The organism is Amycolatopsis sp. NPDC043887 (assembly GCF_056435665.1).
In genome coordinates, this window is record NZ_JBWKEB010000007.1 from 348,027 (window position 1) to 360,062 (window position 12,036).

Consider the following 12,036-nt stretch of genomic DNA (forward strand, 5'->3'; position numbering starts at 1 on the left):
CCGGATCAGGTGAGCAGGGTGATCAGGACGGTCGCGAGCACCATGACCAGCGAGGTCGTAGCGGCGACGAGGGCGGCGAGGTGGCGTTGGGCGGGATCAGACTCGCGGTAGGCGTCGAGGTAACGGGCAGCCATGTCGCCCGTCGCGGCCAGGGCGGTGCTGGCCGCGTAGGCGGTTCGCCACAGCAGCCACAAGGGAGCCTCGACCACGGCGGGCCGCACCGTGAGAGCGTGAGTCGGCCGATCGGCCATAGTGGATCTCCTGCCTTTCGCGTCGAAGGGGTGGAAGGCGTGCCCGCCCCGGGGAAGGGGGTTTCGTGCCAGGACGGGCACGCCAGCGCGGCCTGGCGCTAGGCCGCGCGTTCCGCTCGCCGATGCGGCGGACGTCTCCGCACGCTCGGGGTATCAGCGGGCGGCGGCGGAAAAGGCATGACCGGCTGGACCACGGACGCGATCTGCTCGGCGACGTCGTCGGGCACGGGCGGGGCGGCGCTCACCGCCTGCTCGATCGCGGCCCATTCCGGATCCAGCAGTGTGAGCCCCTGCTCGGCGTAGAACGCCTCGGTCCACGCGCGATCCAGACCGGCGGTCATGCCGCATCCCGGCGGGTGTAGGGGCTCACCAGGTCGACGTCGGTGAATACGAAAAGGGTGCCCCGGTCGACGCCGAGCGCGTCCTCAACGCGGGCGGCGGTGTCGACTCGGACGGTGTCGCGCCTGCCCTGCAAGAGCAGGTTGATCGCCGTAGCGCTCATCCCGATCTTCCGGGCTAGTTCTCGTTGACTGCCTTGGGTGTTCACCAGTTCCACGAGCGCAGGCAGGCTGCGCACGCACACGGAGACCGTCATGCGAGTGACCTTTCGTCTCACTCAAGCGCAACGGTCGGCAGGTGTATGGGCGTCTGCGTGAAGCGCGTGGTCCGCTGAATGTGGACGCCACCGTAAGCATGATCGACTTTCCCCGTCAACACAGGAAAAACGCACAGGCGCGTTTGCGAAAAGCTGTCCCGGCAGGACATTCCGGTTTCTCTACGTGAAGTACACCAGGCGGGTGACAAGACCTCACTTCCGCCGACATGCAAAGGAATCCTTACGCCATAGGACTTTCCGTGCACTTCCTATTCCGCGAGCGTCCTTGCGCGCGCGGACGAAGCCGAAGTAAGGGGTGTTTGTTCCCCGGACGAGGGACGACGCGCGACGGACCCGAACGAGTTCGATGTGGCGCGTGTCATTCCGGCGCAAGCGCCCCGGCTACCGCTCGGCGAACGACAGAGCCCCCGGCCACAATGGTGACCGGGGGCTCTGTCCTCTCTGGACTACCGCCTGCTGATCAGCTTCCACGCCAAGTTCGCCATCGCCAGGACGGGCATGGTGACGAACTTGTCCCGGAAGGTCGGGTGGGCCGCGATCTTCGGGTGGTCGTAGACAGTGACGATCGCGTTGGCGGTTTGCGGATCGATGACCGTGCCGTCGATCTTCACCATCACGAAGTCCGCGACGGCCTTCCGCAAGATCACCATCCGGTCTGCCTCGGCTTCGGTCGCCTCCGGCAGACTGTCGACGACGTCGGCCATCTCAGCGTACGCCCGCCAGTCCTCGGTCTCCTGGCATCGCTCGCAGATGACGGCCCGCGGATCACCGGACAGGATCGGCTCGACTGCACTGGTCGCGCAGGCCGACTTCTCCGGGTTGCCCGGTGAGACGAAATGGACCGTGGCGCCGCTCTCGACGCACGCGGCCATCCACCCCTCTTGAAACGCGAGCATGATCGCGGCCGCTCCGGTCCCGACCTCCATGTCCTTGATGGCCTCGCGCACGACCGGATTCAACGCGGGCGCGCGGGACTCGCCCGCCAGGAACGCCTTTCGGCCCGCATCGAAGAAGACCGCGAGCTCGTTTTTCACTTCTCCTCCTGCACTCGGGTGTACCTCCAGAACCCGGTCCCGGTTGACCTTGAGCGGCCACGGGAAGCCCGCGTCCACGCCGACCGTGACCCGGTTGACCTTGAGCAGCCGGAACCAGCCGTCGCCGGTACGCACCGCCTTGGCGGCTTTCAGTTCCTCCTCAGTGAACGGGATCGGCACCGACTTCCGCAGCCTGGTCACGCGCGCCAGGGAACCCTGATAGGTCTGGTCCGCGTTCTGGAACTCCTTGTACGCCTCCAAATCCAGCTCGAACTTCCTATCCGCGCGCTGCCGTTGCGTCCCGGTCGTCCGTCGCCGGATACCGGACACGATGGCCGGATCGGTCTCGAACTCCGAACGCGGCGCGGTGCGCCCCTCGAACTTCGCTTCCAGACGATCGCGCTTCTCCTTCGCCGATGCCATCGCAGCTTCGGCGAGTTGAAGGGCCTCGGCGTAGTTGTCGACCGTGACGTTGCTGTGCAAAGTGGTCATCGAGACGTCGACCTCCGCTCCGTGTAATCGTGCAGGGGGATCGGCAACGAGTGCCCGAACAGATCGCCCCACTCCTCGGAACAGCTGGAGTGGACGATGTAGGCGCCACCGGCCATATACCCGTGACGGTTCGAAGGGCACGGATCAGCCGGACGCGCCGCCGGATACCACGGCAAGGTCAGCTTCAGCAGTACCAACGGGAGCCCTTCGCGGACAGGCATGGCCTTCGGTACGTCGTCGCCCACGATGAAAACCTCACTGATCGCCGGGTTCCCGCTGATCACCCTGCTCGGGTCCTGGCGTTGCAGGAAGCTCGGGCGCAGGATCTTCGCCCGCAATCCGTACAGGACAGGCCGGTACTCGGTCGTCATGACCCACCCGCCTGGATCGCGTGGTAGACGGCGTTTGTCGTCAGCCACTTGCGTTCGTCGGTGGTGACGAGCTTGTCCACATCGGCTTGACCGATGTGGAGATCTTGCGGCCTGCCGCTGCGGCGCCACTCGACACCGACGATCTCTTCCGAACCAAGCAGAGAACGCTCGCGGCCATAGACCTCAGCGACCACCACGATAAAAACCAGGCGCTTCGCGAGGAAGTCGCGGTGGTCGTGCGCCGAGTAGCGGCCCACCTCAAAGTCCAGCGGCGTTGTATTGGTGTCGATCCCATCTGGCCTGATCGTGACCGTCCAGCCCTCACGAACCGGCACCTGCCACTCGACCAACGACTGAGCCGGGACAACCCTCTCGCCGTCCTGAAGTTCACCTCGGATCACGGACGCACCCCCGCCTCTGGACGGGCACCGAGATTTCATCGTCCACACGCTCCGTACGGAAACGCGTGATGAAATGACCCGGCGCGATGATCCGCCCAAGCCGAATGCCGGCGAGCCAGCCCGCCTCGTCCGACGTGGCCGCCTCTGCCATGACGACGAACGTCAGCTCGGGGTCGTCATCGACCGATAGCTCGACGCGGAACCCGTACCGCTCGTTCCAGCCGCTCGACGTCGGCTCCCCGTCCTCCCGCATGAACTCGTCGGTCAGGAACACCCGCGTCCGCATCCACCCAGGACACGACGCGACGTCCAACTCAGTAGACCGGTCGTCTACTCGGCGACAACCGCGTGCCACCTGATCTTGAATGACCAATTGCTCGGGTCCTTTCACTCTGTCCGGGCCTTGCCCAGGGAAGCCCCTGGGCCGGAAAGAGTGTCCCGCTAAACCGCCTTTTGGCCTCTCTATCAGGCAAAACGTTCTCGGTAGCGATAAGAAAGCGGTGCCCGCTAGACTAAGTCCAGCGAGCAGCGCGTCACCACAGATGGAACGGGGCGGACGAGCATCCCGGAAAGCGAAAGGCGCGATCATCCAGGCTCGCGGCGCCTGCCTCATACCCCTGACCTGGTCAAACTCACATCATTAGGCCAAACGGGTGTTTGTGTGTCCTAATCCTGGGTTGGTTGGGCCCGCCAACCCGCACAGCATCGAACTCCTGCCGGACGGGAACGTCGCGGTGGCGGCGAGCACCGGTGGCTGGGTGCGGATCTACACCGCTTCGCAGGGGCAGCGTTCGACGGCCTACACGGAGTACCGGCTGGTGGGCGCGCACGGCGTGGTGTGGGACGCCGTGAGGAACGTGTTGTGGGCTCTGGGCACCGACGCGCTCGTCGCGTTGAACGTCGGCGGCACGCCCGCCGCGCCTGTGCTCACCGAGCAGCGCTCCGTTCCGGTGCCGAGCAAGGGCGGGCACGACCTCCAGCCGGTCCCGGGTCGGCCGGACCTGCTGTGGGTGACCACGGAAGCGGGGGTGTACCAGTTCTCGAAGACGAGTGGCGGGTTCTCCCAGCGCTACGCGGGCGTGCGGGAGATCGACCGGCCGCATGTGAAGAGTGTGTCGACGAACCCGCGGACCGGGCAGATCCTGACCGCCTCGGTGCAGGACGGTCACCTGTGCACGTGGTGCACGGACACCGTCCGGCTGGCCTTTCCACGCGCCGAGCTGGCGCTGCACGGCGCGTGGATCTACAAGGCCCGCTGGTGGATCGGTTGAGCTGAACTTCCATGTCGGTACCGGCCGTTCGGGGGGCTGCCCGGCCGGTACCGACACACCAGAGAAGAGGAGATCCCGTCGTGAGAATGACGCGTGGCCGCGTCTTTCACCTGACCGAGTGAATCGGTCCGTTCAGCGGGCGGCGTCGACCCATTCGGGGTATACGCCTCACCCGAGGAAGGTCCGTAGCTCGTCGATGACCGTCCGCGGCTGCTCCTCCGCGACGAAGTGCCCGGAACCGGAGACCTTCCGCACCCGGACGTCGACCGCCTTCGACGGCAGGACCGCGGCGAGGTAGTCGTAATTGAACTCCGAGCCCAGCCCCAGCATCGGGGCGGTGATCGTCGCGTAGGCCTTCTGATCCTCCATGTCCGTGCCGAACGCCTGGTACCAGCCGTTGCCCGCGCGGATCGCGTCCGGGCGGTCGTACGCGGCGGCGTAGATCGCCCGGTCCCTGGCCCCGATCGAGGCCGGATCGGCCGCGAGATGGTCGAACATCCAGTCGACGAGAAAGCGTGACCGGCCGGTCAGCAGCTGTTCGGGCAGGGTCGCGACCTGGTTGAAGGCGAACCACCAGACGTTCACCGGTTGCCCGGGCGGAGCCAGCATGGGGAGCTGGTACAGGCTTTCGTCCGGGTGTGAGACGTCCATGAGCGTGACGGTCTTCGTCGCCTCGGGGTGGTTGGCGGCGAAGGCGAACGCGACCATGGCGCCGATGTCGTGCCCGGCGATATGCGCCTGCCGGAGGCCCAGCGTGCGCAGGAGTTCGAAGATGTCGCGGGCCATCGTCTTCTTGTCGTACCCGCCTGCGGGTTTGCCCGAGCCGCCCATGCCCCGCAGGTCGACGGCGATGACGCGGTACCGTTTCGCCAGCTCCGGCATGACCTTGCGGTACTGCCACCACGTCTCGGGCCAGCCCGGCAGCAGGATCAGCGGTTCGCCGCGGCCGCCGGCGACGTAGTGCAGCCGGACCCCGTTGACGTGGGCGTATTCGCTGCGGAAACCGCCGGGGAGGGAGCGGGCGAGTGCCGCGTCGTCGGGAGCGCCGGACTGGCCGGCCTCGGCGATGCCACCCGAGGCCACCAGTGCGGCCGCGGCCCCCGCGCCGAGGGTGAGCATGGACCGGCGGTTGAGGAAGGAACGGCTGTCTTCGGTCATGTCCCGATCGTGGCCGGACGGGGTTCCGACCGTGAGCGGTGTTTTCGCCAAACGAGGTTCGTTTCAGGACAGGATGGGCTCGGGCACGCCCAGCCTGGTCCCGAACGTCTCCCGATAGGACACCGGCGTGACCCCGACCTGCCGCCGGAAATGCGGGCGGAGCGCGGCGGACGAGGAGAACCCGCAATACCTGGCGATCTCGTCGACCGGGAGATCGGTGGATTCGAGCAGTTGCTGCGCGCGGATGACGCGCTGGTGGGTCAGCCACGTGCCGGGCGCGGCACCGGTGATCTCGCGGAACCTGCGATCGTAGTTGCGCCTGCTCATATGTGCCCGCCTGGCGAGTTCGTCGACCGGGAGCGCCGTGTCCAGCCGGGTCAGCGCCCAGGCCATCGTCTCCGATACCGGGTCGCCGTCGTCGAGTTCCGGCATCGGTGACTCGATGTACTGAGCCTGTCCGCCGGGCCGATGCGGCGGGACGACCATGCCCTTCGCCAGCCGGTTCGCCACCTCCGCGCCGCACCACGAGCGGATCAGGTGCAGACCGAGATCCATGCCCGCCGCGCCGCCGCCCGCGGTCAGGATGTCGCCGTCGTCGATGTAGAGCACCGATTCGTCGAGGAGGACCGCCGGGAACCTGGCCGCGAGCAGCGGGGCCATCGCCCAGTGCGTGGTCGCCGGGCGTCCGTCGAGCAGCCCGGCCGCGGCCAGGACGAAGGCGCCGCTGCACAGTCCGGCCACCCGGGCTCCCCGGTCGTGTGCCGCGCGGAGTGCCTCCAGGGCGGCTTGTGGTGGATCCTCCATCGGTGACCGCCAGTTCGGGACCAGCACCAGATCGGCGTCCCGGACCGCGCCGAGGTCTTCGGGGACCGGCACGGTCAGCCCGCCGCCTCGCAGCGCGGTCCCCGGTTCGCCACCGACCACCTTGAGTTCGAGGTCGGGCAGCTCCCCGAAGGCGGAAGCCATTTCGAACACGCCGAACGCGAAGGACATCGCGCCGAGGGATGCCCCGTTGAAGACCACCACGGCCAGCCGTCTCATGGGGCGGATTGTAGAGATTCGCGAGTGGTGATGGACGTGTTCATGAAGGATTTGGGACGGTGAATGTCCCAAATCCTTCATGGACATTCCTGCGCCGCCGTCCTCACCACTCACGAGTCCCGATCCGCATCACGACTGTCCGAAGGGGACGGTAGATTTCTCTCGCACAGGTTGTTCGGGGGAAGGAAGCATCGATGTCGTACCCATAGGGACCGCAAGGGCCGCAGTACCCGGGACAGCAGCCGCCGAAGAAGGGCAATGGCCTGCTGATCGGGCTGATCGCCGGTGGCGGCGCGCTCGTGGTGGTCGTCTTCGCGATCCTCGCGTTCGTCGCGCCCGGATTCCTGCTGAGCGACAGCAAGTCCTCGAAATCGGCCAGTGCGACGCAGACCCCGCCGAGTCGGCCTGCGCGGACGCAAAGGACAAGGTCCGCCAGACGGCGAAGGAATATGGCGACCGCAACGCGTCGCTCACCGCGCAAGAACCGCGTGCCGCGGGCCCGGACCTGATCGTGGTGACGATGACCGGCACCCTGAACTACAGCGAGAGCTTCACCGGGACTATGGAGGTGCGGCGAGAGGCAGGCGACAAGTACTGCATCTCGTCGGTCTCGCCCGTTCCCGCGGGCTGAATCAGGGGAGCAGGCCGATCCGCCGCGCGTGCGTGACGGCCTGCAACCGGGAGGTCGCGTCGAGCTTGCGCATCGCATCCCGCAGGTAGCTCTTGACCGTCTCCGCGGTCAGCCCCAGCCGGTGCGCGATCTCGGCGTTGGTCAGGCCGAGCGCGACGAGCGCGACGGTGTCCAGTTCCCTCGGCGCCAAGCGCGCCACGGGGGAAGCGGCGCCGGTCAGGCTGGCGCACATCGCGTCGAGGCGGTCACGGAGAACGTCGTCGGCGATCTGGCCGGAGAGCGCCCGGAGCTCGCCGTAGACCTCGCGCAGCCGTTCGCGCGGAGCGGCCTCCTCGCGATGCTCCGCCAGCGGCCGTGCCTCCACCAGCCGCTTCTCGATTTCGTCCTCGACGGCCAACGTCTGTTCGAGATCGCGCGCGGCGTGCAGGGCGGCGGTGATCGTCCGGTCGGAGAGGGTGGTCTCGTCGCGCAGACCGCCGTAGAGGACGGCGCGGACCCGGCGGCGCACGACGACGGGGATCGCGACCACCGAGTGGATGCCCTCGTCGCGGACCGGCTCGTCGTAGTCGTGACTGATCGTGGTGGCGCTGTGGTAGTCGTTGGCGACCACCGGCCGGGTCAGCGCGAGCGCCTTGCCGCCGAGGCCGCGGCCCGCGCGGACGGACAGGCCGTTCAGCGCGGTGCCGCGGTTGCCGAGGAACGCGGTCAGCCGCATTCGCGGTGAGGCGACGGCGACCCCGGCGAAGCCGACCGGCAGGCCGGTGTCCCGGCGCAGGTCCGAGACAGCGCCGAGAAGCTGGGCGTCGTCGACCGGCATCGGCTCACCCTCCTCGGTGATCCCCCTCGATCGGGGGTGGTGGACGGATCGGGCCCGCCCGCACGATTTCCGGAACTGTACGCCTTCGCCAACGTCCCGGGAGAAACGATGACCGAAGCTCACGTCCGGCGGTTGCTCGAGGTCTACGACGACGAGCGGGCCTGTGCGGCGACGCTGTTGTGCGACCGGCATCCGGCGGAGGCGGTCGCGTTCACCGTGGTCGAAGCGGATCTGACCAGCCACGATCTCACCTACGGCGAGCTGCGCGAGCAGTCGGAACGCTTCGCCGGGGCACTGCTCGGCCTCGGGGTCGGGCCGGGGGACCGGGTCGCGACGCTGATGGGCAAGTCGGCGGAGCTGGTCGTGGCGCTGCTGGCGATCTGGCGGCTCGGCGCGGTGCACGTCCCGCTGTTCACGGCGTTCGCGCCGCCCGCCATCGCGCTGCGCGTCACCGGCAACGGCACGAAGGTCGTCATCGCCGACGCCGGTCAGCGTTCGAAGCTGACGCCGTCCGCCGATCTGCCGGACGACCCTGCGCGGCGGATCGTGGTCGTCGGGGACGGCGAGGCGGGCGATCTGTCGTTCCGGGAGATGCTGGCAGACGCCGCGCCGCTGCCGGGAGCCGCGGTGACCGGTGGGTCCGGGGTCCTCGTCGAGCTGTTCACCTCCGGGACCACGGGAACGCCCAAAGCCGTCCCGATTCCTCTCCGTGCGCTCGCGGGTTTCCAGGCGTACCAGGACTTCGCGCTCGACGTCCGAGCCGACGACGTCTTCTGGAACGCCGCAGACCCCGGCTGGGCCTACGGTCTGTACTACGCGATCATGACGCCGATGGCGACCGGCAGGCGGAGTCTGTTGCTGCACGCGGGTTTCTCCGCCGAACTGACGTGGGCGGTACTGGAGCGGTTCGGTGTCACCAACTTCGCCGCCGCCCCGACGGTGTATCGCGCGCTCCGGAACTCGGCCGCCCCGGTGCCGGGCGGTCTCCGCCTGCGGCACTGCTCATCGGCGGGGGAACCGTTGACGCCGGATGTCCTGGAGTGGGCGTCATCGAAGCTCGGTGTCGGCGTTTACGACCATTATGGACAGACGGAACTCGGCATGGTGGTGGGCAACGCGTGGCATCCCGACCTCCGCTCGGAGGTCAAGCCAGGGTCGATGGGACGTGTCCTGCCGGGCTTCGCGGTCGAGGTCCTCCGTGAGGACGCCGACGTGGTGGCCGAGCCGGGAGAACGCGGCCGTGTCGCCGTGGATCTCGCGGCGAGCCCGCTGGTGTGGTTCCGGGGCTACCGCGACGCGCCCGAGCGCACCGCCGCGCGCTTCAGCCCCGACGGCCGCTGGTACTACACCGGTGACGTGGCCGCCAAGGACACCGATGGGTACTTGACCTTCGCCTCGCGGGACGACGACGTCATCCTGATGGCGGGCTACCGTATCGGCCCGTTCGACGTGGAAAGCGTTCTGCAGCAGCATTCCGCCGTGGCCGAATGCGCCGTCGTCGGTGTCCCGGACGCGCTGCGCGGCGAGGTGGTCGTCGCGTACGTGGTCGCACGGGACGGCGCCTCCGCCGACACCGCGTTGGTGGCCGAGTTACAGCAGCTGGTGAAGACGCGATTCGCCGCGCACGCCTACCCGCGTGAGGTGCACTTCGTGCCGGAGCTGCCCAAGACACCCAGCGGGAAGATCCAGCGGTTTCTCCTGCGGGAGCGGCATCCGAGCGCGGAACACGCGTGATCAGAGGCGGATCACGCGTGATTGGGGACCGAACACGCCGAAGCCGGGTCATCCGGCTGGAATCACGCGTGATCCGCCTCCAAGCACGCGTGTTCCGTCCCGGCACACGGGGCTCATTGGTCGATCGGCCACGTTTCGTCTTGCAGCAGCCGCTTGAGCACCTTTCCGGTCGCGTTCCGGGGCAGCTCCTCGACGAAGTACACGTCCCGCGGCACCGCGAAGCGGGCCAGCCGGTGGTGGATGTAGGCGCGGACGTCGTCCGCACTCATGCGGGCACCGCGTTTCGGCACGATGTACGCCGCGAACCGTTGCCCGAACTCGCGATCCGGCACGCCGATCACCGCGGCTTCGTGGACGCCGGGCAGGGCGGCGATGGCCTCCTCGACCGGGCGAGGGGACACGTTCTCCCCACCGGACACGATCATCTCGTCCGCCCGGCCGGTGACGAAGAGCCGTCCGGCGGCGTCCTGGTAGCCGACATCGCCGGTCGCCATCAGGTTCTCCGCGCGGGGCACGCTGGCGCCGTCGGTGTAGCCCTCGAAGAGCATGTCGTTGCCGACGAAGATCTGTCCCTCCCAGCCCGGTGGGACACGATTGTGGTCGTCGTCGAGGATGGCGACGCGGGTGCCGGGAGGGCAGCGGCCGGCGGTGGTCGGCGCGGCGCGCAAGTCCTCGGGCGTGGCGATGCTGGCCCATGAAACCTCCGTGGAGCCGTAGAAGTTGTAGAGCACGTCGCCGAAGGTGTCCATGAACTCGGTGACGATCGGGCCCGGCAGCGCGGATCCGCTGCTGGCGACGATCCGCAGCGACGACAGGTCGTAGCGGGCGCGGATCCGTTCCGGCAGATCGAGGATGCGCTGCAACATGATGGGCACGGCGAACAGCACACCGCAGCGGTGTTCGGCGATGGTCCGCAGGATCTCCTCGGCGTCGAACCGCCGGATCAGCGACAAGGACGCGCGCACGGCCATCCCGATCTGCATGCCGGCGAGCCCCCAGCTGTGGAACAGCGGCGCGGCCACCACGAACCGGTCTCCGGAGTGGAGCGGGATGCGGTCGAGCATGGCGGCCGACGTCGACAATCCCTTCGGCGTGGGGCGGCGCGCGCCTTTGGGGGTCCCCGTGGTGCCCGACGTGAGGACGACGAGCCTGCCGATCCGGTCCACCGGTTTGAGTTTGGTGGCGGGCACCCCGGCGATCAGCTGATCGATCGTCGGGTAGCCGTTCTCGGTCTCCGGCCAGGTGGACAGCCGCAGGAAATCGCCGGGGATGCCGGCGATGATCCGCGAGAACTCGTCGTCGGCGAGCACCGCGACCGGTTTGTGCTGCTCGATCACGTCCGCGACCGCGCCGGCGGAAAGCCCGGTGTTGAGCAGGATCGCGTCCACCCCGAGTTTGCTGCACGCGATCAGTGACTCGACCATCGCGGCGTGGTTGCGGCACAGCAAGGCGATCCGGTCGCGGGCGCGCACTCCGCGGGCCGCGAGGGCGTTCGCGAGCTGGTTGCTGCGATCGGCCGTCTGCTTGAACGTCCGGACGTTGCGTTCGTCGTGCAACGCGACGTCGTCGGGCACACGGGCGGCGTTGGCCGAGTAGCCGCCGGCGACGGTGGCGCCCCATTGCGACAAGGAGGTGAGCTGCCGGGCGATCTTGTCCGGGCGCGCGGCCGCGAGCACCCCGGCCTTGATCAGCGTGCTCGCCGTGTGCAGCGTGGTGGCCTTGGTATGCGCCGGTTCCTCCTGGGGCGACGCCGCCCGGCCCGAAAGGTGCAGATCGATCCGGCGGGCCGCCGCGCGGACGGATCGTTTGAAGGACGCGGCGGACACGAGAGGGGAGTGTGGCGCCGGAAGCATCAGCTGCGCGACGAGTTCCGTGCCGCCACCGGGAGCCTGCCGCAGCTCGACCGAGACCCAGATGCCGTCGTTCTCGACGCCGCACCACACGACGTGCTCGCCCGGCCGCCAGACCCGCGCCTCGATGTCACCGACGACGAGCGTCCCCGGCCGCGGTTCCAGCCGGACAAGACATTTCGGGCCGCGCCCGCGCTCGGCAGGACGTTGGATCTCGCACCAGCTGATCTCCGCGACGAACCTCGAGTAGGACTCGGGATCGCCGATCACTTCCCAAACCTGGCCGGGGGAATGCCCGAGAATCGAGCTCGCCTGGACCACATCGTCTCGCATGCGATTCGCCTCACCACGCGCGTTCGGGTGTTGACC

Annotated in this window: 13 protein-coding genes; 2 read left to right on the forward strand and 11 right to left on the reverse strand. The window is 68.3% G+C overall.

What is annotated here, in order from left to right; all coding sequences use genetic code 11:
• Window positions 1-5: 5 nt before the first annotated feature.
• The 7 genes from AC069H_RS21025 to AC069H_RS21055 form a co-directional block, all read right to left on the reverse strand.
• Window positions 6-251 carry a hypothetical protein gene (locus tag AC069H_RS21025; protein ID WP_478233524.1) on the reverse strand — a complete coding sequence of 82 codons (246 nt, stop codon included), beginning with the start codon at window positions 249-251 and terminating at the stop codon, window positions 6-8.
• Between the two features lie 98 nt (window positions 252-349).
• Window positions 350-592 (reverse strand): hypothetical protein, encoded by a 243-nt coding sequence (locus tag AC069H_RS21030; RefSeq protein WP_478233525.1) that lies wholly within the window; start codon window positions 590-592, stop codon window positions 350-352.
• Complete coding sequence (locus AC069H_RS21035) at window positions 589-846, reverse strand: helix-turn-helix transcriptional regulator (RefSeq protein ID WP_478233526.1); 258 nt, start codon at window positions 844-846, stop codon at window positions 589-591. Before AC069H_RS21035 ends, AC069H_RS21030 begins: the two co-directional genes overlap by 4 nt.
• Before the next feature lie 467 nt (window positions 847-1,313).
• The gene (locus AC069H_RS21040; RefSeq protein ID WP_478233527.1) at window positions 1,314-2,393 is read right to left on the reverse strand and encodes a hypothetical protein; all 1,080 of its coding nucleotides are present in this window, start codon (window positions 2,391-2,393) and stop codon (window positions 1,314-1,316) included.
• Entirely contained in the window at window positions 2,390-2,764 is a 375-nt protein-coding gene (locus AC069H_RS21045) for a hypothetical protein (RefSeq protein WP_478233528.1), read from the reverse strand. Before AC069H_RS21045 ends, AC069H_RS21040 begins: the two co-directional genes overlap by 4 nt.
• On the reverse strand, window positions 2,761-3,165 hold the full coding sequence (locus AC069H_RS21050) for a hypothetical protein (protein WP_478233529.1): 405 nt from the start codon (window positions 3,163-3,165) through the stop codon (window positions 2,761-2,763). The genes AC069H_RS21045 and AC069H_RS21050 overlap by 4 nt, the downstream gene beginning before the upstream one ends.
• The gene (locus tag AC069H_RS21055; protein WP_478233530.1) at window positions 3,152-3,451 is read right to left on the reverse strand and encodes a hypothetical protein; all 300 of its coding nucleotides are present in this window, start codon (window positions 3,449-3,451) and stop codon (window positions 3,152-3,154) included. The genes AC069H_RS21050 and AC069H_RS21055 overlap by 14 nt, the downstream gene beginning before the upstream one ends.
• Before the next feature lie 391 nt (window positions 3,452-3,842).
• On the opposite strand from AC069H_RS21055, the gene AC069H_RS21060 reads away from it, so the two are divergent.
• A complete protein-coding gene (locus AC069H_RS21060; protein ID WP_478233531.1) occupies window positions 3,843-4,436 on the forward strand; it encodes a DUF6528 family protein in 594 nt (197 codons plus the stop codon).
• Between the two features lie 168 nt (window positions 4,437-4,604).
• Here AC069H_RS21060 and AC069H_RS21065 read toward each other — a convergent pair whose 3' ends face one another.
• From AC069H_RS21065 to AC069H_RS21075, 3 genes are all read right to left on the reverse strand, one after another.
• The gene (locus tag AC069H_RS21065; RefSeq protein ID WP_478233532.1) at window positions 4,605-5,594 is read right to left on the reverse strand and encodes an alpha/beta fold hydrolase; all 990 of its coding nucleotides are present in this window, start codon (window positions 5,592-5,594) and stop codon (window positions 4,605-4,607) included.
• A gap of 63 nt (window positions 5,595-5,657) precedes the next feature.
• Window positions 5,658-6,635, reverse strand: coding sequence for a GlxA family transcriptional regulator (locus AC069H_RS21070; RefSeq protein ID WP_478233533.1), 978 nt, complete (start codon window positions 6,633-6,635; stop codon window positions 5,658-5,660).
• 632 nt (window positions 6,636-7,267) lie between these two features.
• Window positions 7,268-8,083, reverse strand: a complete 816-nt coding sequence (locus AC069H_RS21075) for a helix-turn-helix transcriptional regulator (RefSeq protein ID WP_478226042.1) — start codon at window positions 8,081-8,083, stop codon at window positions 7,268-7,270.
• Window positions 8,084-8,191: 108 nt separating this feature from the next.
• Here AC069H_RS21075 and AC069H_RS21080 point away from each other — a divergent pair, with 108 nt between their 5' ends.
• Window positions 8,192-9,817 (forward strand): AMP-binding protein, encoded by a 1,626-nt coding sequence (locus AC069H_RS21080; RefSeq protein WP_478233534.1) that lies wholly within the window; start codon window positions 8,192-8,194, stop codon window positions 9,815-9,817.
• A 113-nt stretch (window positions 9,818-9,930) separates the two neighbouring features.
• Here AC069H_RS21080 and AC069H_RS21085 read toward each other — a convergent pair whose 3' ends face one another.
• Complete coding sequence (locus AC069H_RS21085) at window positions 9,931-12,000, reverse strand: AMP-binding protein (RefSeq protein WP_478233535.1); 2,070 nt, start codon at window positions 11,998-12,000, stop codon at window positions 9,931-9,933.
• Between the last annotated feature and the right edge of the window lie 36 nt (window positions 12,001-12,036).

Coding starts and splice junctions, on each gene's coding strand:
- AC069H_RS21025 (WP_478233524.1), bottom strand. CDS start 251: ATGGCCGATCGGCCGACTCACGCTCTCACGGTGCGGCCCGCCGTGGTC.
- AC069H_RS21030 (WP_478233525.1), bottom strand. CDS start 592: ATGACCGCCGGTCTGGATCGCGCGTGGACCGAGGCGTTCTACGCCGAG.
- AC069H_RS21035 (WP_478233526.1), bottom strand. CDS start 846: ATGACGGTCTCCGTGTGCGTGCGCAGCCTGCCTGCGCTCGTGGAACTG.
- AC069H_RS21040 (WP_478233527.1), bottom strand. CDS start 2,393: ATGACCACTTTGCACAGCAACGTCACGGTCGACAACTACGCCGAGGCC.
- AC069H_RS21045 (WP_478233528.1), bottom strand. CDS start 2,764: ATGACGACCGAGTACCGGCCTGTCCTGTACGGATTGCGGGCGAAGATC.
- AC069H_RS21055 (WP_478233530.1), bottom strand. CDS start 3,451: ATGCGGACGCGGGTGTTCCTGACCGACGAGTTCATGCGGGAGGACGGG.
- AC069H_RS21065 (WP_478233532.1), bottom strand. CDS start 5,594: ATGACCGAAGACAGCCGTTCCTTCCTCAACCGCCGGTCCATGCTCACC.
- AC069H_RS21070 (WP_478233533.1), bottom strand. CDS start 6,635: ATGAGACGGCTGGCCGTGGTGGTCTTCAACGGGGCATCCCTCGGCGCG.
- AC069H_RS21075 (WP_478226042.1), bottom strand. CDS start 8,083: ATGCCGGTCGACGACGCCCAGCTTCTCGGCGCTGTCTCGGACCTGCGC.
- AC069H_RS21080 (WP_478233534.1), top strand. CDS start 8,192: ATGACCGAAGCTCACGTCCGGCGGTTGCTCGAGGTCTACGACGACGAG.
- AC069H_RS21085 (WP_478233535.1), bottom strand. CDS start 12,000: ATGCGAGACGATGTGGTCCAGGCGAGCTCGATTCTCGGGCATTCCCCC.